Below are 23,909 nucleotides of genomic sequence, written 5' to 3' on the forward strand. Positions count from 1 at the left end.
CTGTCAGACATTCATGGAGATAGGCGCATAGATATGCGCCCCTACAGACTATTCATGGTATGTACATTCAAACTTAAGTTACGGCAAATATTTTTGCTAGTTTCATGGAAATTGGCAGCAAAATTAGAACTAAAAAACCGTAATACAAACCAGCAAAACCAGAGGCAACAGTTGCATCTAAAACTATTAGAGATAAAACCCCTATTTTTACAGCATTTCTGATGTTTTCAGCTATTGGTTCACGCGCGGCTTTGATAAAGTTAGGCAAGACTCTAATCGCTAATAAAACTGCAAATGGTAGTGCTGCGATCGCTGTATACTCTCCTAATACTCCTAAAGCTAAAACTGCCGTCAAAACTATTGCAATTAACAGTAGTGCAACTACTCCCGTAATCTTCTTACCTCCATGAACTTCACCCTGGCTAATTGCGGTGATAGCAGCAATATAAATAATAGGAATTAGTGCTAAATACCAACGTTCTTCTATTATTGCTGGTACAGCACTCACACCTAATAATAAGTTACTGCCACGACACAAACCCATATTAAGCGGGCCAAAAAAAGGATGATGCTTGGCGAATGAATCGTACAGGAGACAAGAAAGAGTGATGAATATAGCGATCGCAGCACTCAAGGCAGATACTTGAAAAGCAGCTATAATCCCTATTGCAAACAGTATACTCCCCAATAAAGCAGCATTTTGACGAGATACGCGACCACTAGGAATTGCTCTATTTGGTCGCTCTTTTGCATCTAATTCCGCATCGAAAACATCATTAAAAACTATACCGCCGCCGTATAAACCAGTTGTAGCTAATAACAACCAAGCTAATGGGATTAAGATGACAAAACTTGCTTCTCCATTGATTAATTGAGCAAAAATCATCCCAGAGCCAGATGCCGCAAAACCAACAAGAATATCTGCCCAAGCAGTAACAATATTAGCAGGACGCATCAATTCCAGATAACCCCGCCAGCTTTGCAAATTTAAGCTTGCAACATTCACTTCTCTCCCTCCGTACCTACTAAATTTATCAAAATAAGATGAAAATCTCTCTTACAATGCCCAAATCTCTACTCAATCAATACATAATCTGAAACTGATTTGATTCCTGGTTCTTGTCCCCGCAACACAGAATTGCCATTGAACATTTGACGCTGATCTATAGATTGAGGATTGAGCCAGTCTGACTCTTTCATCTGCCCAGTTTGACTGTAAGCAGCTAGAGCATTTTCATAACAAACTGCTTGCACATGTTCTTCAGGAATACCTCTATCTAACATCAACTGAGCCGTTTTCGGGACTGCCAAAGGATCGCTGATACCCCAATCAGCACTACTATCCACAATGATGCGATCGCATCCATACTTACGGACAACTTCTACCATTCTGGCGTTACCCATCTTGGTTTGTGGATAAATTGTGAAAGCCGCCCAAAAACCTCTTCCTAATACTTCTTCAACGGTTTCCTCGTTGTTATGGTCAATAATTACTTGTGATGGGTCTAAGCCATATTCAATACAGCGCTCCATACTCTGAATAGCACCCGCTTTCTTATTCCGGTGGGGAGTATGAATTAGTACTAACATATCGAGTTCTTTGGCTAATGCTAACTGTTGACAAAAGTACTTATCTTCTGCTTCTGTCATGTCGTCGTAGCCAATTTCGCCAATTGCCACAACACCTTCTTTACATGCATAAAGTGGTAGCAGTTCTATCACTTCTGCTGCTAGTGCTTCGTTATTAGCTTCTTTCGGATTTAGACCGATTGTACAGTAGTGTTGAATGCCAAACTGACTAGCACGAAAACGTTCCCAACCCACAAGACTACTGAAATAGTCTTTAAATGTGCCAGCGTTGGTTCGAGGTTGTCCTAACCAAAATGCTGGTTCAATAACGGCGACAATGCCATATTCCCGCATTACTAAATAATCATAAGTAGTACGAGAACACATGTGAATGTGAGGATCTATAAACATCATGGTGTGGTTTAATAATTGGGAATTGGGAATTGGGAATTGGGAATTGGGAATTGGGAATTGGGCATTGGGCATTGGGCATTGGGCATTGGACATTGGGAATTATTTATTACCTACTCCCTACTCCCTACTCCCTTCATTTACGGCTAAAAATGTTCCAAGTCAGATTACCTTGTTGAATAGATGACTGTAAATCTGGATAACGGGAAAGTAATGCTTGTGCTTGGGGTAAAAGAGACTCAGAACAAGCTAATGCTGCTGCTTGTTGCTCGTCTGTATCTCCATTAGCTAGTACTTTTTCCAAATCTGTGATGATTGCGCTATCTGCAAACCGCCCTACAGGTCGCCAAAGTTCTGGCGTAACTGAGCGTTTAGCTGCCCAACGTTCATGGGCATAGTCTGCTAACATCCTCGCCAATTCTGGGTTAGCACGTCGGTCTAGTCCCCAAATTAAATGCAACGGACTACCGACAAACACAGCCTTCAGCACCATCTGATTCCAAGCAGCATCATCCAAATAGTTTGCTGGATAAGGATTACGTAGTGCTATAGCTTGGAATACATTACTCATATTGCTGCGAATTCCCTCAGCAGTACGGTGGCGATGTAACTCTGGATGTGGTAATAAAGGTAAACTTTGATAAACGGCGACTAGCTCTCCCATATCGGCAGTGGAAATAACTCGATCGAGTGTTGGCAAATAGCCCTCAATATCATCGTGGGGCAAGGCTAAAAGCAAGAGTGTGCGACCTGCTTGATCTACACTCCAATTACCAGGATACCAACCTGGAATCTTATCCTGTGCGGCTTCCAAGTCCTGGAATGTTAGCTGCAAATCATCTTTACCTAGATAACGCGGGACAGAACTAAATGCCGTGAAAAAAACTTTTTCAGCAGCGCCGTTAGCAATCTGTGCCTGTTTATGCTCTAGCCAAGCCAAGGCGGGATCAGAAACAGACTTTAACAGCCAGTTATGCAATAAATTGTTTACTTTACTCATGATGAATTTCAGGAGAAGTTGTGCAACTTTTTGTAACAACTAAGTATAAAACCTACCACTAAACTTGATAATTTGTGTTCAAAGCAGCTGAATAACATGCTACTAATATTAGAACTTTACTGAATCTATAAAAATATCCAATTTTAAAGAAGATATTGTAAAGATATCGTTTTGATTAGATAAATTTAAAATTATTTATCTTATCGAAAATTTTTAATTTTAGAATTTTTATGCAAAATAATATTTATTAATAACATTAAAAAATCCAAATTATACACATAAATTAAATTGCCAATTGTCAACTAATGTGATTTTGAAAATTATTTATTAGGGTAAAATTAATTAATAAAAAATACATTTTTTAATTCTAATATTTACTTAAAAACTTATCATTTAGATACATGTTGTAATTGCTACACTATGGGAACGCTAAAGGCTTTTGATTCACCATAGCGATCGCTCTCATCCAACAAGTCATACAACCACTGTCTACTGTATAGTAATCTGGTAGACTGCTATCTACCTCATCTCCTCAATCCGCCTTGGTGTTCACAATGAAAACCTTTATGCTCCCAAGCTTGCATATCTACTTCAGTAAGCCTTGTCACATTTGAACATTCTGGTTGAATAATTTGACTTAAAATCGCCCACAGTAGGCTGCGTGTTAAATCTAATCCAGTTTTCGCCCAAGATTCATTATTCCCAGGAATACCCAATTCTTCAACAATCTCTGGCTGAACCCAAATACCATGAGCGCCTAAGAGAATCTGTGCCATCCATAAGGCTCTGGGTAAGTGACTTGGCGAAGTAATCAACATGACTTTATGCACTCCCCAACGCCGGAGAATTGGAATACCATAATAAAAATTTTCAAAGGTAGAATTCGCGCACTTTTCTAACCAAACGTTTTGTAACTCTTCTAACTCCGGCTGAAAAATTAACCATATACAGGGGTCTGGGGAACCATGAGAAATTAAAATTGGGGTTTGCGGGTATTGCTTTGCTTGTTGAGCAACATAAGTTTCTCGACTAATACTGCCACCAAGCACCAAGAAGGCATCTACTGGCTGTGAAGAAGCAAAAACTAAGGTTATAGTAGTAAAAATCAGCCAAGTGCCTAAAACAAAGTACAATACACCAGTTAGTTTTTGTAACAATTGCCACAGATTAGCGAAATTATTTTTAATAGAAATTAACGATTTGTTGGTAAATTTACGTTTCATGACTTCGGTAAGAAAACCTAATTTAATAGCTGTCTAACAAGGCTGCAATTAAGCGATTGAAGTGCTATCTTATAAAAGTAATGAATCATTACAAACATGACGCTAATCAAAGTGTCACATCTTCAGTATAGCCTTCCGGAGATGGCTAACAAACTGAGAAATGGTTGTTAATAATGCAGTATTTTCGGCATCATTACAACGATATAAATGATGAAGAAAGCATAGCTTAGTTTGGGGTATAAAAACTTAAAAACTTCTGGAAAGCCTGATTGCTAAACTGTCAACAACACAATTATTCCAGTTAATATACATGAACCAATCTGCGAAAAGTTACTCACCGCTCCAAGTAGCCTTGATTGGTGGAGCGATCGCCACTACTGCTACAATGTCCGTTTTCGGCCCTGCTTGGACTCGTGCTGTCCGTGCCTCTCTAGCCCTACAAGACAGCCCAAAAGTGATAGTTGACCAGGTGTGGCAACTGGTGAATCATGAATATGTTGATGGTAAATTTAATCAACAAGATTGGCAAGCAACCAGACAAACCCTGTTGAGCAAAGACTATTCTTCTAGGGAAGAAGCATACACTGCCATCCGCGAAGCTTTACAAAAGTTGGGAGATCCTTACACTCGATTCATGGATCCCAAACAGTTTGAAGCCTTGACTAGCCAAACATCTGGAGAAGTCTCTGGTATTGGGGTTCGGATGGAAGTAAACCAAAAAACTCAGCGCCTCACTGTCGTCGAAGCCATAGAAAATTCTCCAGCATTGAAAGCTGGGATCAAAGCAGGCGATGAAATTTTGGCAATTGATGGCAAATCTACCCTCAAAATGAAAGTAGATGACGCTTCTAAGTTAATTCGTGGCAAAGCGGGTAGTCCCATCAAACTACGGCTGGGACGAGCAGGACAAAATGCCTTTGATTTGAAGCTAACCAGAGCAAGTATTGAAGTGCCAACAGTACGGTATACCCTCAGACAAGAAGGGAATCGCCGCGTTGGTTATATCCGTTTGCGGGAATTTAGCGCCCATGCCGCAGACCAAATGCAACGAGCTATCCGCGATTTGAACACTAAGAAAGTTGATTCTTATGTTTTAGATTTGCGGGGAAATCCTGGCGGGTTGTTGCAAGCTAGTATTGAAATTGCTCGGATGTGGTACAATGACGGCGGAATTGTCAAGACAGTAGACCGTGTGGGCGGCACTGAAGAAACTAAAGCTAATCGCACTGCCCTAACAAATCGTCCCTTGGCAGTATTAGTGGATGGTAATTCAGCTAGTGCTAGCGAAATCCTCACCGGGGCGCTTAAGGATAATAAGCGGGCAGTAGTTGTAGGTGGTCAAACCTTTGGTAAAGCCCTAGTGCAGTCAGTTCATGAACTTGCAGATGGTTCCGGCTTGGCTGTCACCATTGCCCATTACTACACTCCGGCAGGAACAGATATTAACCATAAAGGGATTGCCCCAGATATCAAGTTAGACTTGACAGAGGCGCAAGAGCGGCAGTTAGCTTCTAATCCCGATTTAATTGGAACTAAGAGCGATCCCCAATATGCTCGAGCGATCGCAATTTTATCAAATAACAACTTTGCCCAACCTCCAGCAAATCAGCCCACTCGACCCATGAGCCGCGCCGATAGCCTGAAATTTTAGATAGTAGTATTCCCAAATCCAGATTTTTGGAGTTACGAAAACTGCTTAATGTACCATTCTAGGATTTTGGTTTGGGAATACTAACTAGTAATCCTAAACCAAAATTTCAGATTTATGAATCATCAGTCAGTTGATGCAACCACCGCCACCGCCCTTTTACCAATGGTTTCGGTGGTTATTCCTATTTATAACGGTGAGGCGGATTTACCAGAATTAATCAATTGTCTGTTGTCTCAAACTTACCCAAAAGAACGGGTAGAATACTTGTTGGTGGACAACAATAGTAGCGATCGCACTCTCACCATCCTCAAAACATCTGCCGAAAACTGCCTAATTACAATTTGCCCCTTGAGCGAAAACCAAATTCAAAGCTCATACTCTGCTCGGAATACAGGGATTCGCGCTGCTGTGGGGGAAATTATAGTTTTTACCGATGCTGATTGCCGTCCCCAACCGCAATGGTTAGATGCATTAATTCAGCCTTTTGTCAATCAAGAAGTGGTAATTGTCGCTGGAGAGATTTTGGCATTACCAGGCACAACTCTGCTAGAACAACATGCAGATCGTGAAGAAACTTTGTCGCAAAAGCACACCCTTAAGCATTCTTTTCGTCCTTATGGACAAACTGCTAATTTGGCGATTCGACGCATTGCCTTAGAAAAAGCAGGTTTATTTCGTCCCTATCTTACCACTGGTGGCGATGCCGATATTTGCTGGCGAATTTTGGGAGAAAACATCGGGCGTTTAGAATTTGCCCCAAATGCGATCGTTCAGCACCGTCATCGCGCCACACTTAAGGAATTGCAAAGTCAATGGCGACGCTACGGGCGCTCAAATCGCTATCTGCACGAACTACACGGTGTAGATTTGATGCGAGAGATGACACCTAAAGAATACGGCTATCGTTTGGTGCGTTGGTTATTGAAGGAAATACCAAGAGATATTAAAAAAGCGATTGCGGGTCAAGCCACCCTTGTAGATTTATTAAATACTCCCATTGGTTTGTTCACAGCGAGGGCGCGTACTGCTGGGCAAAAACACTCCGAGTTACCAGAAAATGCCAAGATAATTGATCGCTTATAAAAACCTCTTGTCTACTAAGTCAAGTAACCTTGTTTTGATCGATGAGGGTAGGAGGAAAACTGAGTCGCCCACAAGGGGCGAGGCTTTAAACTTTTAACGTATCGCGTCAAATCACTGTGTTGGTAATTTTGGGTGTGTATTCGAGTACTTTCCTACAATTCCAGAAATCTCAGGGTTGTAAAGTCTCAAATAATTCCAGTAATTACCAAATACTTGACGCACATAATTTTTGGTTTCATCAAAGGGAATTTGTTCAACAAACTCATCTGGATCTTTTGTAGTTAGAGTTTGCAGCCATTTGGAGACATTACCGGGGCCAGCATTGTAACTAGCGATCGCTAACACTGAGTTATTGTTATATTGGTCATGGGTATGACCCAAATACCATGTACCCAGCATAATGTTATCGTTGGGATTTTCTAGATTTATTGTTTTGAAATCCACCTTAATTTGTGGTGCAATCCATTTAGCTGTACTCGGTAACAACTGCATTAAACCAGTAGCATCAGCGACGGATTTGATTTTTGGCTCAAACCGTGACTCTTGACGCATCAAAGCGGTGACTAGCAAAGGATTGAGTTTACGCTCAATAGACCACTTTTCAATCTCTCGGAGGTAAGGAAATGGATAACGCGCTTGCCAGTAGGTAATCTGTTTGCTCAGAGTCTTATATTGGGTAAGTTCAGCTGGTATTTCTCGATCTTCCAATTTAGAAATTTTGTCAATACCGATGAGGTTTTCTCCCCTTGCCATCCGCACTAACCCTTCAGTAAATTGCTCTGCTACCGTTGGCTGAATTTTATTCTGAAATTCTGTCTGCCATTGTAACCAGGCATCGCGATCTTGACCCAGCAGATACAATTCTTTGAAAGTCTCAGAACCAGCAGGCGGTAATGAACGCTGGGGTGTGATGACTTCCGGGTTCATGACGCGCACGTTGTCAAAATTGCCAACATTTAGCCCCAGCATAGTTGCCGCTCGCCATGCATAGTAAGAGTAGGGAAACTGGCTAACCACATATTGATAAGCAGTTTGAGATTCCTGCTGTTTGCCTAGCGAAGCTGCCCATTTACCTACCCAAAAGCCTGCTCTGGGAGCCAAAATACTATTGGGATTGTTGGTGACAATTGGCTCTGCCCATTGCCAAGCACCGACGTAATCTTTGACTTTCGCTTTATCTTGGGCGATTTTCCAACGATACTCTGCCGCTTCATCTGAATTGGCGTATTTGGCTATGAGTAATTGCCACGCCGCGCTAGCTGACTTTTGATCTTTGAGGGTTTGGAGAGTTTTGGCTTTTTGTACCAGTGCAGTAGCTGCTTGTTTAGGGAATTTACTAATTACCTGGTCAAGATAAGGTAAACCATCTTTACCTGTTTTTGCGCTTTCTGCTAATCGTAGTAGTGCAGTTCCAGCTTCCTCGGTATTGGGAAATTGCTGCACCAATTGTTTATAAGTAGCGATCGCTATTTCTTTATCTTTGCCCCCTACCTGTAAGCCCCGTGCAGTCCGGTAGAGATTGCGCGATGTTTTGGGTGCTTTGGCATAAGCATCCGCCGCTTTCAGAAATTGACTATTTTCCCAATAGCTTGTACCAATTAGTTCCCAGTCTTCGGGTTTGAGGGCAGGCTGTTTTACTAACTGATCCAAAACGCCTACTATGCCTGGTTGATCGTAAGCATAAGTAGCCAAAATCAATTGTAATTTTGGCTGATTGGGATTTTCTTGTAAGCGTTTACGAATAATTTCCCAAGTCAGGGGGTTGGAAGGAAATTGAGCGATCGCTATTTCTTGTTGCTTCGGTAGGGCAATTAGATATATTGCTTTTACTGTAGCCGCTTCTTTGGGATACTGTTTCAGCACCTTTTGTCTGAGATCCGAAGCTTTGCCGTCTTCGCCCAGCATATCCTCTGCCTGCGCCTGTTTCAGCAAAATATAGGGCGCGAGGAGCGGATAGTCTTTCTCTAGTCCTTGGAGTAAAGCCAGGGCTTTTTGGGCTTGGGTTCTTTCAATGTAATCACTCGCCAAAAGATAACGAGCGCGATTTCGATCTGGCGAAGGCGATTGCCCTGCTATTTCTGCTAGTTTTGCCGCCCGTTCTGGCAGAGATTGTGATATCAGTGGAAAGACGGCTGATTGGGCAATACTACTATCAGATGTTTGCTCTGCCTGATTCTTACCCACTTTGAGCCATTGCCCAACGGTTTTACCAATCTGAGGTGCTGATACCATCGCCCCAGCTAAGAAAGCAAAGAGTGCCGCACCTGCAATGATCGAAATTTGCTTTTTCTGTAGTTTCTTCAGCATGAATACTCGCTGAAAATTTCCGATGAATTTCTTGAAACTCTAACACTCCTAGCCATCACTATTACCAATTTTTAATTTTAGATTATTAATTTTATGTAGAAAAATCTTAATTTTCAATCCTATGCTGCCAGTAATGAGTGTAAAACATATTTTAAATGCTATTGCATCTATCTTTGGTATTATCTTTCAGGAGCGATCGCCCAATCTTGTAGGATGCGTTAGCGCCAGCGTAACGCATCCTACAAAACTTCGTATAGTAATATCTCCATTCTTTGGGCAGCCAATTCGTGAGCGTTTATTTCCAGCTACAGCGATCGCACCCTAAAAGCTTAGGCTAATTTGCAAGCAGTGCGATCGCGGAATTAGAGATAATATTTCTATGATTCAGTAATTCTCTATCATCTATGACTAAAGCCATACCCAAGCTAGTAACCTTTGAGGAATTCGTCGATTGGCTACCCGAAAATCGACGATTACGCTATGAACTGCATAATAGAGACATTGTTGAGATGGCACAACCAGAAGGGAAACACGAAGAAGTTAAAGGATTTCTAGGTATCGAAATTTCTGTTGAAATCAAACGTCTAGGATTGCCCTACTTCATGCCCAACCAAGCTATAGTTAGACCTCCTGAAAAAGATTTTGGTTACTTCCCAGATGTGTTGGTGCTAAACCGCGCAAATCTGGAAAATGAACCATTATGGAAAAAACAATCTATCGTAAGTTTGGGTGCATCAATACCTTTGGCAATTGAGGTTATATCAACCAACTGGCGGGACGATTACTATTTAAAATATGCCGAGTATGAAGAGATGGGTATCCCAGAATACTGGATTGTCGATTATGCCGCCTTGGGTGGACGTAATTTTATCGGTAATCCCAAACAACCTACAATCACCGTTTGTAACTTGGTTGATGGCGAATATCAGATAAGTAAGTTTCGAGATAATGCGATTATTATCTCCCAAACCTTTCCCGAATTGAATCTCACCCCAAACCAGATTTTTCAAGCTGGTTAGGAATTACGCAAGAACTCTCTAAAACTCTTATTCCTCTGTGTCCTCTGCGTCCTCTGTGGTTCGATATTAAAACTATCCCTTCATAGCTAGAGTATGCTGAATTCTGAATTCTGACTCCTGTTTTATCGTTTTGCCAATTCTGGAGTTCGCCCTTTCAAACCAATCATCAACTTCAGCATAAACACTTTTAAAACGGGTACTCGCTGCAAAAACCATAAACCCAGGCGACGAACTACCACCACAGGTAAGAAGTTATTAGAAAACATCCGATCTAACAAATCGGTGAAACCTAAAATTGTTAAATTCTCTAGCTTGCGCCAGCGTTCATAACCTTTAAGAATTTGAATGTCGCCAATATCTTTACCCGCTTGGTGCGCTGTTTGGAGAACTTGCGCCAAAGCTGCTGCATCCCGAATCCCCAGATTTAAACCTTGTCCGCCCACTGGATGACAATTGTGTGCCGCATCACCAATTAACGCTAGTCGGGGGAGAACATAGCGATCGCTTTGCATGAGTTGTACCTGAAAGACAAAGCGATCGCCTAGTAATTCCAATTTCCCCATCTGATCGCCGTAACGACGGGTGAGTTCTCTTAAAAATTGCTCATCATCTAAAGCACATAAAGCTTTTGCTTCTTCATGGGGGGCTGTCCACACAATGCGGCAACGGTTCCCCGGTAAAGGTAAAATTGCAAATGGCCCGCTAGACCAAAATCTTTCGTAAGCGGTGTTATTGTGCGGTTTTTCTGGTTTGACAAATGCCACAATGCAAGACTGCCAATATTTCCAGCCAGAGGTTTTGATGCCAGCAGCTTGACGAATTGGCGATCGCGCCCCATCTGCTGCTATAAGTAGTTTGCTGCGAACTGTTCGCAACTGATCGGCAACTTTAATATCTATCGCTACTATATCCTGCTGGTACTGCGTGTTTACTACCTCAGCCGGACACAGATAAGTCACATTTGGACAATTTTGGACAAACTCTTGCAAAGGCTGCAACAGCGCTTGGTGTTCCGCCACATAACCCAACTCTGCTGTATTTATATCATCTGTAGTGAATTCCACCACATTGGGATAATCGGCATCAGAAAGACGAACTCGGCAATATTTGGCGATTTGAGGCAATATTTTATCCCAAACTCCAATTCCTTGGTAAATTAGCGCCGAAAGTTTATGAACTGCATAGGCTTGTCCCTTCGCTACCGCAGATGAAGCCACTTTCGCTTCAATCAGCAAGATACTCAAGCCAGAATCTTTTAAAGCAGAGGCTAGAGTTAACCCAATAATTCCACCGCCGACAATTACCAAATCATATTCATATCCCCGCAAGTCTGGCGGTGTTGGTTGAGGGGAAAGAGTTTGCTCAAGCAGGGTCATTGTTAAGTTAGGTTACAGCGTCTTAACTCTTATTTTGACGCGATCGCGCCTCTTTGAGCAAGTTAGAAAAGCAAACATTGAAAAATCTCGTTGCTGACTTCAAGGAAAGATTATGAAAGTTAAGCAGACTTTTTATGCCAAAATCCAATGACTTGAATCGCTTTGCCAGCAAGGAGCATCAGTACTATTACTTATAAAGAATTCAGGATGTGCTGTAAAATCTACTACTAATTTTATGAATCAAGACAGTTTTCTCACTGTGTCTTTACCAAAACATTGGCTACTGAAACTTATATTTGAGAGGTACTGAAACCCCTAATACCTCGGCGAACATGAAAAACATTAACAAATTGGCTTTGGTAACTATTGGATCTGTAGGCCTGTCTTTGGGTATTGTTGGAAATGCACAAGAAGCTAACGCTTCAGGCTTAATTAATGGTGGTTTTGAAGCTACTGTTGTTCGTAGTGATCGGTCATGGGACTCCATAGACGCATCTCTTATTCCTGGGTGGAAGACTACAGCTACAGATAATAAAATTGAAATTCAAACTCCTAGACTGTTCCATGCTGGAGCATTAGGTACAAATCAATATGCTGAACTTAATGCTAATCAGGTATCTAGCTTATATCAAGATGTAGATACTACAGCTGGTTCAACCATGTTTTGGAGATTTTTCCATGAAGGTCGTCAAGGTGTAGATACGATGCGTTTGTCTATTATTGACCTTGCTACTAACAATACTCTCTTCAGCCAACTATACAGTACTGGGAACACAGCTTGGGTAGAATATCAAGGCACGACCATTGCCACTGGCGGTAAAACACGCTGGCAGTTTGACTCAGTATCTGCTGCTGGTGGTAATCCCACAATCGGAAACTTTTTGGATGAAGTTTACTTTGCAGAAAAACCACCAGAAGGTTTCAAAACAGTTCCTGAACCAGCTTCTGTACTTGGTCTTTTAGCAATGGGTGCATTTGGCATTGTTTCCACCCGGAAGCGTAAACAGTTAAATATTGGGAATTAACGACGGTTTGTAACAAGTCTTTGTGGTTCTGCTAACTTCTTTTATGCTTATCAATCCAAGTGAAAGAACTACAAAAAGTTCCTTTCGTGGTACTTGAACAGCATTTTGCATAAGAGGTATGGTAGAACCATTTTTTTTGTTGATTTAATATTAAATCTTAACTTTTACTTTGACCGGATCGTGTACTCATAAGCAAATCAATAAAAAAAAACCCGTTGATTGGTAGGGATTTCAACGGGGTTAAATAATAGAATTGTTTTTTCAGAGAAACCAATACTAAGCTTAATTACATAGCTACTAGAGACTTTTGCACATAATAGGAACTATTTATGAGTTTTAGGAGCTAGATTTTTAGTATGATGCTTGTAATGTCTGTGATGTTTAACTTTGCCATATTTTACGCTAGCAACATGGGAGCTAGTTTTAGCTTGAGCTTGAGATGCAAAAACGGTTGCAGGTGCAGCAAAGATTAAAGCCAAAAGCAAAACTTTAGCGAATTTATTCACTTGAAAATCCTCATCAACTAATCAACAATCTAACTATCCAGTAGGTATATGTCATAAGTTTGTAATTGATATGAATCTTTCGTGTCTATTTTTACAACCGTAAAATATTGGAATTACAGGGAATACTTGGCTAAAAAATACTCGTAGCCATAAGAGTTACTAGCATTTCAAGGTTAGATGTAACGTTTTCGACATTATCTTAATAAGCACTATTTCACTATCGGATATGTGTCAATTTTGATTAAGAAAAGCTGAAAACCATCAATTCTTCTGCTACTTCAAAGTTAGCTGTGACATTTTGCACGTCATCTAAGCCTTCTAGAGTATCAATTAACTTGAAAAGCGATCGCGCCTGATCTGGATCGGTAACTTCTACACTATTGCTAGGAATCCAGCGAAATTCTGCATCAGTCACCTTAAAGCCTTGATTTTTGAGTGTCTGACTAAGGGTTTCTAAATTTCCGATGTCAGTAAAAACCTCAGCCATCTCATCTTCAGTCATCTCATAAGACTCAGCGCCACCTTCAAGAGATGCTTCTAAAAGCCGTTCTTCGTCAATCGCATGTACTACACAAACGCCTTTTTGATCGAACATCCAGCTAACGCAACCTGTTTCACCAAGATTGCCACCATTTTTACTAAAAGCTACGCGCAAGTCAGCAGCAGTGCGATTGCGATTATCTGTGAGGGCTTCAATTAATATCGCTACACCACCAGGGCCATATCCTTCGTAGCGAATCGCTTCAAAAATAGCGTTATCACCCCCAAAAGTACCTGCACCTTTAGCGATCGCTCGTTCAATATTATCATTGGGGATACTCGCTGCCTTTGCCTTGTCAATTGCCGTGCGAAGTTGAAAATTCAGCGCCGGATCTGGTACGCCGCTTCTAGCGGCAACAATAATCGCCCGCGATAATTGAGTGAAGGTTTTTCCCTTTTTTGCATCTACTACCGCTTTTTGGCGCTTAATATTTGCCCATTTACTATGTCCTGCCATAATCTGAAATTATCAAAACTCTATTCAACATTAGGATATAAACGCTGGCAATAACCATGACTTTAGATAATGTGAGTTCGACAAATCTTTTTTGACCTCTCCCCCAGCCTCTCTCCGATGCGGAGAGGGAAGCAAAAAGCCTAATTTTTCATACTCCTCCCTCTCTATTTCGGAGAGGTTCATCGAACTCACATTTAGATAATTGTGCAAGGCTAGATCAGGAGGTTTTTTGTTAAATCATAAATGGTTCAAGTTCGCGGTTACACCACTCATTTTCTACCCGTTCAGCAATCAGTGGTCTGATGATAAACTTGGGTGGACTACCATCCAAAACATCAATCCGCACACATGAGTAAGGTAGGCGGTTCTGAGAATTGTAATCATGACGACCAACAAAAAGCTTTGAATCGGCAACTTTCCGAGTAGGCTTATCTGCTATTTCCGTAAAAGTCTCCATCAATTCAGTTCCCTGTCGCCGTTGATAGCGGGGACGATGACCACTACCACCAGAGATAATACAGTTAATGTGAGAGTCAGCAAATCCGGTATCAGTTGTGCAAAGATGCTCCAAACAGTGAGCGTGACCATTTAAAATCAAATCGACTATGGGACGTTCTTTAATTAGAGAACCAAGAGTTTCTGCCACTCGTTCAAACACCCAGCGCAAGCGGTGGCGAACCGCCAAGGTTTGTGCCTGATTCCATTTAGTAGCCTCAGTGACATAAGGCGGATGGTGAAAAAAGATTACACGTCCGCGTACTTCGGAGGTGTTCCAAGATTCAATAAGTCTGCTTCGCAACCATTCAAGTTGTTCAAAATCGATCTCAGGCATTTTCTGAGATGCCAATTGTTTTTCAATATCGATTTTGATCTCGTCTATTTGATCTAATTTGGCGGTAAGTTCATCAAGTTGTTCAGCTTCGGTGGGTTTATCTGGGTTCAGTCCATCGCACATTTTCAAAATCTGCAATTCTTCTCGATCTATTTCCTGGCGACGCTTTTGCAATTCCTGGCGATAAATTTCCCCCTCTTGAGTTGCAGGTAAAGGTGATGGTGTATTAAAGGTATTAGAATCCAGTGCGAAAAAGTCAATCCCGCCATAACGAAAGGTGTAATAGCGATTGGGTAAACGGGTAAACTGTCCAGGTTCGTAACGCAAACACCGCCCTGTATTAGTCTTAGCAGTATAGTGTTTATCTAAATGACGTTCTAATTCTTGTGGGGAAGCGATCGCTTGGGTATAATCCATAAATGCTCGTGCATAAGCATTCCCTTGATACGATCCATGCCAGCCAATCTCGATATCTTTGTAGCGGAACAGGCGACGTAATGAAGATGTTGTTCCAGTAAATAAACGGTACATCAAGGGTACATCGTAGTAGTCATGATTACCAGGTACTGGCAAGAACGGCAGATTAAACACCATGCGATCGTAAGGAATGCTGTTCGGGTTATTACCACCAACAAGAAATTCCCGGTAAGGCTCAATAAAGTTTGTTGAATAAAATTCTTGGGAACCCACCACATAGATTACATCACCTGTGTGCAACACAAAGCTGCAATCATCGCGGTGAGTCAGCATCAATTCGGCAACTTTTCGTTGGGGGTGGTGTCGATAATGGGATTGAGTACCAGAATCACCAATAACCATAAAGGAAAATTCTGGACTATCTTCCCTGCCATCGTCAATAACCATAGTGGTTTGGTCAATTCCCCGTTGCACAAAACTTGGATGCATCCACCGCACCCGTTCCTTCATTTTTTGAATTTTTACAGGAATCGGTGGATCGGAAATCAATTTCATGGCTGATAACTCTTGAATGCCTAATGCACAAGCTGATTGTAACGAAATATTTAATATGTAATTGGGCATTGGGCATTGGTCATTGGGCATTGGGCATTGGGCATTGGAAGAAGGGACAAGGGGGTCTGACTCAAGTATCCTTTTGTCTCCTACTCCCTACTCCCTACTCCCTACTACCTGCCCCATGCCCCATGCCCCATGCCCCATGCCCCATGCCCAATTCCCAAATTCCCAATCCTTAAGGCAAATTTTCCCGTAGTAATGCTCGAAAACCTGCTTGCTGAAAATGCTCATCAGCAGTTAGGGCTTCAGTGATTCCGCTATATTGCATGACAATAAAAGATACGCAATCCACAAATCCCCATTCTTTCTCAGTTTGTTCCCGATATAGCTCGAAAGCACGTTCGTAGAGTTCCTGGGAGAGGGGGACAATTTCTACTTTGGAGTCTGCTACTAGAGAATTTAATAATATGATTGCCGCCTGACGATAAGGTTGTTGGGATAAGGCATTGCCAATTTCTAACATTACCGCCTGTGTTGTCACTAAACGAGTTTCTGCCGCTTGTAACATTTTAGCCAGATGTAAGGCTCGGTCATGCAAGCGATCGCTCGGTGCAGATAAAGCAATGGCAAATGATGTATCAAGGAAGACTTCAGAATGCATGGAAAGTTTACTTACTATACAAGTATTTATCTATATTGGTAGACCAATCAGGTGGCCCATCCAAGTTTAGCGATCGCGCCGTTTGCAGAAATGATACCGTTTCGTGTTCGCTTGGCGGTAAAATTTCGATACTAATTCGCACACGGGTATTGATTGGCAGTGCGATCGGTTCAGCCGGATAGAACACTTTGCCATTAAACAAAGCTGTGATTTTTTCTACCATCTTTTACAAAAAGTACTTTTAGTCTATCCTAAGCTGGCTGTAGCAATACAGGTAGAGTAGACGAGATAATAACTAGTGAAGATACTTATATCAATCTTACGAATTATATCGATTTTTTAGAATTGCCTCAACCACTACCTGAATTAAATATTACGGGAGTGCGACGAACTTCTTTAAAATTTAATTCTCTCCCTCTCCGACTGGGCTACACTGTACACACAAGTCATCGAATTACCCAAAAGAAAAATCTCACCCTGTCCTCTCCTTAATCCCTCTCCTTAATAAGGAGAGGGACAGATTTTACTACGTAAAATCAGGGTGAGGTTTCTCCGTGGCTCCGAGACTTAACCGTAAATTGCCTCACCAAAAACTTGTGTGTACACTGTCACTCCGACTCGGAGAGGGACATGTTTTACTACGTAAAACCAGGGAGAGGTCTTTTCTGGACAAAATAGAGAAACTTTTTTGGACTTTTCCCAATTCTTAGCGATAAATTATTGAGTTTAGCAGACCCCAGAGTTTAAAGCCTACTTTTGCTACTTGTAAAAAAAAATTGAATCCAAATGATAAATATTATTCTATATACCCTATAATCTTTTTAATTACGGTATCCGCGCATAAATACCGTAGATTTAGGGGTGATTCTGATGAGCCAGTCGCAACAATCGACACATTTAAACAAATTACTAATTAAAAGAATGCAATCTTATGCCATGAAAGCTTGGCAGACCATACAATTCTCATATCAACACACAATTAGAAATTGGTTTAATAGACACACTGTGCAAAGCTATGTGAGCCTGTTTCTAATAAGTGCCTTCTTAAGTATAACAGTTGCCTCCTGCTCTGGAAGCAGTTTAGCAAGCAAAAATGATGTTAAGCTGACACTTGTATCTTTTTCTGTCACTAAAGCGGCTCATGACCAGATAATTCCTAAATTTATAGAAAAGTGGAAGCAAGAACATAACCAAAATGTGACATTTGAACAAAGTTATGGTGGTTCCGTAGCTCAAGCTGCGGCTGTGATTGCTGGTTCACAAGAAGCAGATATAGTACATTTAGCACTTCCTCTTGATGTCAACAAAATTGCTCTTGCAGGTTTAATTAAAACGGGTTGGGAAACCAAAGCTCCGAGAAGTGGTATTGTCAGTAGATCCGTTGCTGCGATCGTTACCCGCGAAGGCAATCCCAAAGGCATCAATACTTGGGCAGACTTGGCAAAAGATGGCGTGAAAGTGATTGCTGCGAACCCAAAAACCTCTGGTATTGCTATATGGGAATTCTTGGCTTTTTGGGGTTCCGTTAGTCTAACCGGAGGTGACGAAGCGACAGCGTTAGATTATGTCACCAAAGTTTATAAAAATACTCCTATTCTGACGAAAGATGCTCGTGAAGCTAGCGATTTATTCTTTCAAAAAAATCAGGGTGATGTCTTAATAAACTACGAGAATGAGGTAATTTTAGCAGGTAAAAATGGGAATAATTTACCTTATGTTGTACCTCAAGTCAATATTTCTATAGATAATCCGGTAGCTGTAGTTGATAAAAACGTTGATAAACACGGGACAAGGGAAGTTGCACAAGCATTTGTTGATTTTCTTTACTCTACAGAAGCTCAACGAGAATTTGCTAAATTACAATATCGTCCTGTTAACCCCACTGTCACCCAAGAAGTAGCATCACAACATCCGCCAATTAAAACTTTATTCACATCTCAAGATTTAGGTGGCTGGGATATTATCCAGAAAAAGTTTTTTGGAGATGGGGCAATTTTTGACAAAGTTCAAGCTGCAAGCAAAGCATGATATCTAGATTATCTACTAGCAGATAACCAAGTCTAAGTAATTCTCAGTCACTTTACTCAATTCATAATTTATGATCTTTCGTAGCAGATTTAAGGATAGCTTTCTCCTCATATTTTTAATGATTGTTGCCAGCAGTACCACTGCTTGTAGCAGCAGCGAGGAAAAGAAAAGTCAGGTAAGTATTGATGGTGCAGCTGTAGGTTTTCCTATTTCATTAGCAGTTGCAGAAGAATACGGTAAAGTCAAACCTGAAGCGAAAGTAAGCGTCGCCTCAAGTGGTACTGGTGGTGGTTTCAGTAAATTTTGTAATGGCGATATTGATATTGCTGGTGCTTCTCGCACTATTAGAGATGAAGAAATCAAAAAATGTCAAAGTAAGAATATTAAATTTGTCGAGTTGCCTGTAGCTTTAGATGGTATTGCCGTGATTGCTAACCGCAAAAATAACTTTGCTAAATGTCTAACTATTAAGGAACTAGGTAAGATTTGGGGCGGAAAATCAGATGGTAAAATCTTGAGATGGAATCAAGTTAATTCCAAGTTTCCTAACGAAAATCTAAAATTGTATGCTCCATCTTCGGATACGGGAACATTCGATTATATGACTCAAGCGGTAACTGGCAAAGCCAAGAACGGCCGTACAGACTACACTGCCACTCAAAATCAAAACCTTCTCGTACAAGGAGTGTCTGGTGATGCGACAGCTTTAGGTTATGTAGGGATATCTTACTATATTCAAAATCAAGAAAAACTGAATCTAGTAGCTGTAGAAAGTCCTACAGGAAAGTGTGAAAAACCAGTTCCAGTAGATAATGTGATTAAAAATATCTATACACCTTTATCTCGTCCTCTCTTCATCTATGTCAGTAAAAAGTCATTAGATACTAAGCCAGCAGTCAAAGAATTTGTAGATTTTTATCTAGAAAATTCCTGGAAGTGGGTAGATAGTGTTGGTTATGTGGCACTACCTGATGAAGCTTATGTCAAAGTAAAACGAAAATTTGCTACTGGTGAAACTGGGACAAAGTTTAAAAAAGCAAAACCGGGTGAACCAATCACAAACTTTATTTAAATAAAGTCTGAGTCATTGTAGTCTTGTTGTAGTTGAAAAATAACTGTTTATGCAAAATACTAATTATCAAGACGATCCTTATCTATTATCCAGACAATCACTGGATAAAAATGCTTCTGAAGATATATCAGAAAAGATTGTTGCAGCAATTTTATTTGCTTGTGCTTTAGTTTCAGTTTTGACTACCTTTGGTATTGTCCTAATTATTTTTCAGGAGACATTCAGCTTTTTCCAAGAAGTCTCTTTTGCCCAATTCTTTCTTGATACTAAATGGACACCTCTATTTGCTAATAAACATTTTGGCGTTTGGCCTTTGATTAATGGCACTTTATTGACTACAGCTATTGCTATGGCAGTTGCTATTCCTTTAGGTTTATCTTCTGCCATTTATTTAAGTGAATATGCTCAACCCAAGGTGGCGGCAATTTTACGTCCAGCAGTGGAACTTTTGGCAGGAATACCAACAGTCGTATATGGTTACTTTGCGCTGTTGTTCCTTACACCATTGTTGCGGAATCTTATGCCTCTGGAAATATTCAACGCTTTGAGTGCAGGGTTAATGATGGGGATAATGATTACTCCTACTGTTGGTTCTATCAGCTTAGATGCTATTAAAGCAGTTCCAGCTTCTTTGCGAGAGGGATCTTATGCTTTAGGTATCACTAAACTAGAAAGCATTTTTAAAGTAGTTCTACCAGCCGCACTTTCTGGAATCATCGCCTCGATTATTTTGGGTATTTCTCGCGCTGTGGGTGAAACAATGACTGTCCTCATCGCCGCCGGACAACAACCAAGATTAACTGTTAACTTCATGGAATCAGTAGAAACCATGACAGCTTACATGGCGCAAATTTCTGGTGGAGATAGTCCGCGTGGTAGTTTGAATTTCAAGACATTATATGCTGTAGGCGCTGTTCTATTTATACTTACCCTAGCTTTAAATATTGTTAGTTATTGGGTTGCTAATCGCTTTAAAGAAAAATACGACTAATATAGATATGACTACAAGTTATCAACAAGATGATTCTCTAGATTCGACGGCGGAATTTACCGATAATGTTGAGAGTAGGGAGACATTAGGGAAAGTTTTTGAAGTACTTTTTTTGTTAGGATTGCTGATTGGTTTATTTGTCCTAGCATTGCTACTTTTTGATATTTTTCGAGACGGATTAGGTAGATTTTTATCACCAGGCTTTCTCACGGATACTCCTTCTCGTTTTCCTGACCAAGGTGGTATTCGCCCTGCAATTATCAGCAGCGTTCTTTTAGGATTTGTTGTGATTTTCGTGACTGTGCCTATTGGTGTTGGAGCAGCTTTATATCTAGAAGAGTATGCACCTAAAGCTTGGTGGACAGTGATTATTGAGATTAATATCAGTAATCTTGCGGGAGTACCTTCTATTGTCTATGGATTGCTGGGTTTAGGAGTTTTCAATTATTTGCTTGGGTTTGGCCCCGCTTTGATTTCTGGTGCATTGACTTTATCTTTATTGTCTTTACCAGTAATTATTGTGACAGCTAGAGAAGCAATTCGCGCTGTCCCAGATTCTCTAAGAAATGCTTCTTACGGATTAGGTGTTACTAAATGGAAAACTATCAGCAGTCACGTTTTACCATACGCTGTCCCTGGTATTTTGACAGGGGTGATTATCTCTGTATCCCGTGCGATTGGTGATGCAGCTTCTTTAATTGTTGTTGGTGCTGTGGGTTTTCTCACTTTTGATCCTGGCTTGTTTCAGAGATTTATGGCATTACCCATTCAAATCTATAGTTATATCACTCGTCCTGAACCGGGTTTTGCTAGTGCAGCAGCAGCCACAATTATTGCGTTGTTAGTCTTGATTTTAGCTTTAAATGGTGTAGCAATTTATATCAGGCAACGCTTCTCAATACGTTAGGTAATTAAATATCTAATTGGATAAATTCACGAATATTAGGAGAACAGCTAAATGACTTATAGCAATCATAGAAGTCAATCAGATAGTGCCACAATTGATCAAGAGAAGAGTGTCTTCAATGTTGAAGGTGTGAAGGTTTTTTATGGAGGATTTCTGGCACTTTTAGATGTCTATCTAAAGATTCCTAATAAACAAATTATTGCTTTTATTGGCCCTTCAGGATGTGGTAAAAGTACTTTACTACGCTGCTTCAACCGAATGAATGATTTAATTCCTGGGGCTAAAGTTGAGGGTAGACTTAATTATCGCGATCGCAACATCTACGATCCTAAGATAAATTCTGTCAAATTACGCCGCCAAGTTGGAATGGTTTTTCAAAGACCGAATCCTTTCCCCAAGTCAATATACGAAAATATTGCCTTTGGCCCGCGTTCTAACGGTTACAAAGGTAACATTGATGAATTGGTAGAAGATTCCCTCAGACGCGCTGCTATCTGGGATGAAGTCAAAGACAAACTCAAAGAGAAGGGAACTGCATTATCTGGCGGACAACAGCAACGACTTTGCATAGCTCGTGCGATCGCAATGAAGCCAGATGTATTATTGATGGATGAACCATGTTCTGCTCTCGACCCCATTTCTAGCCGCCAAGTAGAAGAACTCTGCTTAGAACTCAAGCAGCAATACACCATCATTATGGTGACACACAATATGCAGCAAGCTTCCAGAGTGGCAGATTTCACAGCTTTCTTCAATACAGAAATTGACGAGTATGGCAAACGTCGCGGAAAATTAGTTGAGTTTAATCCTACGGCGCAAATGTTCAGTTCTCCTCAAACTAAAGAAGCTGAAGACTATATCAGTGGACGCTTCGGGTAAAGAGTTTGTTCTAAGTATTTAGGATAGTCCAACTTTGTGATGGGCTACCTACACCCTACGTTAACAGCGATCACAACACTGCAAAAAACTTGTTGGTGTGCCGGGGTGGGGTGTGGTTCTCATCTTTTATGCTTTTCTAAAGAAAATATAAAAAATATTAATGTATAAGTTGACTTTTATATTGACCAATGATAGTTTTAGTTTCTATGCTCATTAGTATATTTATACTCAAGTGACAAACAGGTACGAGATTACTGAATACAAAGGATATTCAATACAAATCAAACAAACTCCAGAAGACAAAATGACTGGGGAGAAATATTGGACTTTTAGTTTTGGAAAAAATGGGCAGCCTCTTTTACCTGTAGGTAAAACGTATGGGGGATATGAAGTAGCGTTAGCTGAAGCTAAAAAGTTAATTGACAGGCAGATTACAAATCAATAAAAAATTAAATCATGTCTAACCATATTCCTTTATTGCCAAATAAACTGTACAAAATCACTACTACGGCAGGTGAATCATTAGGAGATTGGTTTTACTTTAATGAAACTACTGAATCTCATATTTTTCATTGTGCTGCTGTTCACGGAATAGAAATGAAAATTCAAAAAGAAGCAATGTCAGGATTGGAGATTACTAACTGATTTTTGATTGGTAGGTTGGCGATCGTAATCTGGGTGCATTTTTCGATGTGCTGCGAACTAGCGAAGAGAAAATATATAAAACCCTCTTGATATCTGTTCCTTTTTCCTATGTATTGTTTGCAGAGAATTCAGAGCGTGAGATTGGCTTTTCCAAGAATGATGATCTGATGTTGCTTTGCATTAGCTTAATTCTGGAAAATATACTGAGGCTTGATAGTACTAAATTGAAGTAATATTTCAGTCTAGTATTTATATTGTGTATTATGTTTAAGCCTCTATCATTTGCTTTAGTTGCAGCTACCGTTTTAGTAGCATCAATCAATAATCCCAGCAATACTTTAGCTCGAACTTGTGCTTCTAAGTGTGGTTCACACCCAATTCAGTTTACACCTGGGCAACATATCCGGGTTGAAGTTGTAAATAGCACGCCTAACCTGATTAAAATCCAAAAACCCTCCGGGACTGACGCAATTTCTTTGAGTCCAGGGCAGAAATTAAGCTTAGAACAAATAGAGGGTACGGAGCCAAATACATCTCTGATATTTTGGAGCGAAAAGGGTTTATCACTACAAGCAATTGTCTCGAAACCTAACTTTGGCACATTGCGGCTGGAACTTCGTCCAACTTGGCGCTCTCCAGGCGATCGCTCTTTGTATATTATGGATGATGGTAGAATAAATGTGCTTTAGATAGCAAATTAATGTTATTAGTTATGAGTTAAGAAATAACTTTAAATTCAACACTCATAACTA

Annotated in this window: 25 protein-coding genes; 14 read left to right on the forward strand and 11 right to left on the reverse strand. The window is 40.6% G+C overall.

All coding sequences use genetic code 11. The annotated features are described in order from the left end of the window. Positions 1-73: 73 nt before the first annotated feature. The 4 genes from eboC to V7K98_RS20625 all read right to left on the reverse strand — a co-directional run bounded on the left by eboC (position 74) and on the right by V7K98_RS20625 (position 4,203). Positions 74-1,006: a UbiA-like protein EboC gene (gene eboC, locus V7K98_RS20610; RefSeq protein WP_442940429.1), complete on the reverse strand. Its 933-nt coding sequence runs from the start codon at positions 1,004-1,006 to the stop codon at positions 74-76. Positions 1,007-1,074: 68 nt separating this feature from the next. Beyond that, positions 1,075-2,076, reverse strand: a complete 1,002-nt coding sequence (locus V7K98_RS20615) for a TatD family hydrolase (protein ID WP_335025149.1) — start codon at positions 2,074-2,076, stop codon at positions 1,075-1,077. Between the two features lie 40 nt (positions 2,077-2,116). Further along, positions 2,117-2,980, reverse strand: a complete 864-nt coding sequence (locus tag V7K98_RS20620) for an EboA family metabolite traffic protein (protein WP_335025151.1) — start codon at positions 2,978-2,980, stop codon at positions 2,117-2,119. A 524-nt stretch (positions 2,981-3,504) separates the two neighbouring features. After that, positions 3,505-4,203 (reverse strand): YdcF family protein, encoded by a 699-nt coding sequence (locus tag V7K98_RS20625; protein ID WP_335025153.1) that lies wholly within the window; start codon positions 4,201-4,203, stop codon positions 3,505-3,507. Between the two features lie 310 nt (positions 4,204-4,513). Between V7K98_RS20625 and ctpB the strand changes: the two genes are divergently transcribed. Together ctpB and V7K98_RS20635 are read left to right on the forward strand one after the other, a co-directional pair. After that, entirely contained in the window at positions 4,514-5,854 is a 1,341-nt protein-coding gene (gene ctpB, locus V7K98_RS20630; RefSeq protein WP_335025155.1) for a carboxyl-terminal processing protease CtpB, read from the forward strand. Positions 5,855-5,968: 114 nt separating this feature from the next. Further along, entirely contained in the window at positions 5,969-6,937 is a 969-nt protein-coding gene (locus V7K98_RS20635) for a glycosyltransferase (RefSeq protein ID WP_335025157.1), read from the forward strand. 111 nt (positions 6,938-7,048) lie between these two features. On the opposite strand, the gene V7K98_RS20640 is transcribed toward V7K98_RS20635, so the two are convergent. Then, on the reverse strand, positions 7,049-9,244 hold the full coding sequence (locus tag V7K98_RS20640) for a lytic transglycosylase domain-containing protein (RefSeq protein ID WP_335025159.1): 2,196 nt from the start codon (positions 9,242-9,244) through the stop codon (positions 7,049-7,051). Between the two features lie 121 nt (positions 9,245-9,365). Here V7K98_RS20640 and V7K98_RS20645 point away from each other — a divergent pair, with 121 nt between their 5' ends. Next, positions 9,366-9,569: a hypothetical protein gene (locus V7K98_RS20645; RefSeq protein WP_335025161.1), complete on the forward strand. Its 204-nt coding sequence runs from the start codon at positions 9,366-9,368 to the stop codon at positions 9,567-9,569. 79 nt (positions 9,570-9,648) lie between these two features. Further along, positions 9,649-10,263 carry a Uma2 family endonuclease gene (locus V7K98_RS20650; RefSeq protein ID WP_335025163.1) on the forward strand — a complete coding sequence of 205 codons (615 nt, stop codon included), beginning with the start codon at positions 9,649-9,651 and terminating at the stop codon, positions 10,261-10,263. Between the two features lie 122 nt (positions 10,264-10,385). On the opposite strand, the gene V7K98_RS20655 is transcribed toward V7K98_RS20650, so the two are convergent. Beyond that, positions 10,386-11,639: an FAD-dependent hydroxylase gene (locus V7K98_RS20655; RefSeq protein ID WP_335025165.1), complete on the reverse strand. Its 1,254-nt coding sequence runs from the start codon at positions 11,637-11,639 to the stop codon at positions 10,386-10,388. 332 nt (positions 11,640-11,971) lie between these two features. Here V7K98_RS20655 and V7K98_RS20660 point away from each other — a divergent pair, with 332 nt between their 5' ends. After that, positions 11,972-12,664 (forward strand): PEP-CTERM sorting domain-containing protein, encoded by a 693-nt coding sequence (locus V7K98_RS20660; RefSeq protein ID WP_335025167.1) that lies wholly within the window; start codon positions 11,972-11,974, stop codon positions 12,662-12,664. 323 nt (positions 12,665-12,987) lie between these two features. Here V7K98_RS20660 and V7K98_RS20665 read toward each other — a convergent pair whose 3' ends face one another. The 3 genes from V7K98_RS20665 to V7K98_RS20675 all read right to left on the reverse strand — a co-directional run bounded on the left by V7K98_RS20665 (position 12,988) and on the right by V7K98_RS20675 (position 15,971). After that, positions 12,988-13,170 carry a hypothetical protein gene (locus V7K98_RS20665; RefSeq protein ID WP_335025170.1) on the reverse strand — a complete coding sequence of 61 codons (183 nt, stop codon included), beginning with the start codon at positions 13,168-13,170 and terminating at the stop codon, positions 12,988-12,990. Between the two features lie 241 nt (positions 13,171-13,411). Beyond that, entirely contained in the window at positions 13,412-14,167 is a 756-nt protein-coding gene (locus V7K98_RS20670) for a YebC/PmpR family DNA-binding transcriptional regulator (RefSeq protein ID WP_335025172.1), read from the reverse strand. 232 nt (positions 14,168-14,399) lie between these two features. Next, entirely contained in the window at positions 14,400-15,971 is a 1,572-nt protein-coding gene (locus V7K98_RS20675; RefSeq protein ID WP_335025353.1) for a metallophosphoesterase family protein, read from the reverse strand. A 68-nt stretch (positions 15,972-16,039) separates the two neighbouring features. Here V7K98_RS20675 and V7K98_RS20680 point away from each other — a divergent pair, with 68 nt between their 5' ends. Next, a complete protein-coding gene (locus tag V7K98_RS20680) occupies positions 16,040-16,213 on the forward strand; it encodes a hypothetical protein (protein ID WP_335025174.1) in 174 nt (57 codons plus the stop codon). On the opposite strand, the gene V7K98_RS20685 is transcribed toward V7K98_RS20680, so the two are convergent. Together V7K98_RS20685 and V7K98_RS20690 are read right to left on the reverse strand one after the other, a co-directional pair. Beyond that, positions 16,210-16,635 carry a type II toxin-antitoxin system VapC family toxin gene (locus V7K98_RS20685; RefSeq protein WP_229462944.1) on the reverse strand — a complete coding sequence of 142 codons (426 nt, stop codon included), beginning with the start codon at positions 16,633-16,635 and terminating at the stop codon, positions 16,210-16,212. The genes V7K98_RS20680 and V7K98_RS20685 overlap by 4 nt on opposite strands. Positions 16,636-16,642: 7 nt before the next feature. Then, the gene (locus V7K98_RS20690) at positions 16,643-16,858 is read right to left on the reverse strand and encodes a hypothetical protein (protein WP_334861487.1); all 216 of its coding nucleotides are present in this window, start codon (positions 16,856-16,858) and stop codon (positions 16,643-16,645) included. 647 nt (positions 16,859-17,505) lie between these two features. Between V7K98_RS20690 and V7K98_RS20695 the strand changes: the two genes are divergently transcribed. The 8 genes from V7K98_RS20695 (at position 17,506) to V7K98_RS20730 (ending at position 23,846) form a co-directional block, all read left to right on the forward strand. Further along, on the forward strand, positions 17,506-18,663 hold the full coding sequence (locus V7K98_RS20695) for a sulfate ABC transporter substrate-binding protein (RefSeq protein ID WP_335025176.1): 1,158 nt from the start codon (positions 17,506-17,508) through the stop codon (positions 18,661-18,663). A gap of 70 nt (positions 18,664-18,733) precedes the next feature. Further along, positions 18,734-19,735 carry a PstS family phosphate ABC transporter substrate-binding protein gene (locus V7K98_RS20700; RefSeq protein ID WP_335025178.1) on the forward strand — a complete coding sequence of 334 codons (1,002 nt, stop codon included), beginning with the start codon at positions 18,734-18,736 and terminating at the stop codon, positions 19,733-19,735. A gap of 49 nt (positions 19,736-19,784) precedes the next feature. After that, a complete protein-coding gene (gene pstC / locus V7K98_RS20705) occupies positions 19,785-20,726 on the forward strand; it encodes a phosphate ABC transporter permease subunit PstC (RefSeq protein ID WP_335025180.1) in 942 nt (313 codons plus the stop codon). 7 nt (positions 20,727-20,733) lie between these two features. Further along, the gene (gene pstA, locus V7K98_RS20710; protein WP_335025182.1) at positions 20,734-21,633 is read left to right on the forward strand and encodes a phosphate ABC transporter permease PstA; all 900 of its coding nucleotides are present in this window, start codon (positions 20,734-20,736) and stop codon (positions 21,631-21,633) included. A 51-nt stretch (positions 21,634-21,684) separates the two neighbouring features. Further along, complete coding sequence (gene pstB, locus V7K98_RS20715) at positions 21,685-22,512, forward strand: phosphate ABC transporter ATP-binding protein PstB (protein ID WP_104899097.1); 828 nt, start codon at positions 21,685-21,687, stop codon at positions 22,510-22,512. 304 nt (positions 22,513-22,816) lie between these two features. Continuing rightward, a complete protein-coding gene (locus tag V7K98_RS20720) occupies positions 22,817-22,957 on the forward strand; it encodes a hypothetical protein (RefSeq protein WP_335025184.1) in 141 nt (46 codons plus the stop codon). Between the two features lie 11 nt (positions 22,958-22,968). Next, on the forward strand, positions 22,969-23,157 hold the full coding sequence (locus tag V7K98_RS20725; RefSeq protein ID WP_335025186.1) for a hypothetical protein: 189 nt from the start codon (positions 22,969-22,971) through the stop codon (positions 23,155-23,157). Between the two features lie 263 nt (positions 23,158-23,420). Further along, complete coding sequence (locus V7K98_RS20730) at positions 23,421-23,846, forward strand: hypothetical protein (protein ID WP_335025188.1); 426 nt, start codon at positions 23,421-23,423, stop codon at positions 23,844-23,846. The last annotated feature ends 63 nt before the right edge of the window (positions 23,847-23,909 follow it).

This window comes from Nostoc sp., assembly GCF_036917435.1.
In the GTDB taxonomy this organism is placed as follows: domain Bacteria; phylum Cyanobacteriota; class Cyanobacteriia; order Cyanobacteriales; family Nostocaceae; genus Nostoc.

What these genes read in the sequence shown, in the direction of transcription:
- pstC (WP_335025180.1), top strand. Translation starts at nt 19,785, where the DNA reads ATGCAAAATACTAATTATCAAGACGATCCTTATCTATTATCCAGACAA.
- V7K98_RS20670 (WP_335025172.1), bottom strand. Translation starts at nt 14,167, where the DNA reads ATGGCAGGACATAGTAAATGGGCAAATATTAAGCGCCAAAAAGCGGTA.
- V7K98_RS20675 (WP_335025353.1), bottom strand. Translation starts at nt 15,971, where the DNA reads ATGAAATTGATTTCCGATCCACCGATTCCTGTAAAAATTCAAAAAATG.
- V7K98_RS20620 (WP_335025151.1), bottom strand. Translation starts at nt 2,980, where the DNA reads ATGAGTAAAGTAAACAATTTATTGCATAACTGGCTGTTAAAGTCTGTT.
- V7K98_RS20615 (WP_335025149.1), bottom strand. Translation starts at nt 2,076, where the DNA reads ATGTCCAATGCCCAATGCCCAATGCCCAATGCCCAATTCCCAATTCCC.
- V7K98_RS20655 (WP_335025165.1), bottom strand. Translation starts at nt 11,639, where the DNA reads ATGACCCTGCTTGAGCAAACTCTTTCCCCTCAACCAACACCGCCAGAC.
- pstA (WP_335025182.1), top strand. Translation starts at nt 20,734, where the DNA reads ATGACTACAAGTTATCAACAAGATGATTCTCTAGATTCGACGGCGGAA.
- V7K98_RS20635 (WP_335025157.1), top strand. Translation starts at nt 5,969, where the DNA reads ATGAATCATCAGTCAGTTGATGCAACCACCGCCACCGCCCTTTTACCA.
- ctpB (WP_335025155.1), top strand. Translation starts at nt 4,514, where the DNA reads ATGAACCAATCTGCGAAAAGTTACTCACCGCTCCAAGTAGCCTTGATT.
- V7K98_RS20730 (WP_335025188.1), top strand. Translation starts at nt 23,421, where the DNA reads ATGTTTAAGCCTCTATCATTTGCTTTAGTTGCAGCTACCGTTTTAGTA.
- V7K98_RS20660 (WP_335025167.1), top strand. Translation starts at nt 11,972, where the DNA reads ATGAAAAACATTAACAAATTGGCTTTGGTAACTATTGGATCTGTAGGC.
- V7K98_RS20625 (WP_335025153.1), bottom strand. Translation starts at nt 4,203, where the DNA reads ATGAAACGTAAATTTACCAACAAATCGTTAATTTCTATTAAAAATAAT.
- V7K98_RS20720 (WP_335025184.1), top strand. Translation starts at nt 22,817, where the DNA reads ATGACTGGGGAGAAATATTGGACTTTTAGTTTTGGAAAAAATGGGCAG.
- V7K98_RS20645 (WP_335025161.1), top strand. Translation starts at nt 9,366, where the DNA reads ATGCTGCCAGTAATGAGTGTAAAACATATTTTAAATGCTATTGCATCT.
- V7K98_RS20690 (WP_334861487.1), bottom strand. Translation starts at nt 16,858, where the DNA reads ATGGTAGAAAAAATCACAGCTTTGTTTAATGGCAAAGTGTTCTATCCG.
- V7K98_RS20685 (WP_229462944.1), bottom strand. Translation starts at nt 16,635, where the DNA reads ATGCATTCTGAAGTCTTCCTTGATACATCATTTGCCATTGCTTTATCT.
- V7K98_RS20700 (WP_335025178.1), top strand. Translation starts at nt 18,734, where the DNA reads ATGATCTTTCGTAGCAGATTTAAGGATAGCTTTCTCCTCATATTTTTA.
- pstB (WP_104899097.1), top strand. Translation starts at nt 21,685, where the DNA reads ATGACTTATAGCAATCATAGAAGTCAATCAGATAGTGCCACAATTGAT.
- V7K98_RS20650 (WP_335025163.1), top strand. Translation starts at nt 9,649, where the DNA reads ATGACTAAAGCCATACCCAAGCTAGTAACCTTTGAGGAATTCGTCGAT.
- V7K98_RS20695 (WP_335025176.1), top strand. Translation starts at nt 17,506, where the DNA reads ATGAGCCAGTCGCAACAATCGACACATTTAAACAAATTACTAATTAAA.
- V7K98_RS20640 (WP_335025159.1), bottom strand. Translation starts at nt 9,244, where the DNA reads ATGCTGAAGAAACTACAGAAAAAGCAAATTTCGATCATTGCAGGTGCG.
- V7K98_RS20725 (WP_335025186.1), top strand. Translation starts at nt 22,969, where the DNA reads ATGTCTAACCATATTCCTTTATTGCCAAATAAACTGTACAAAATCACT.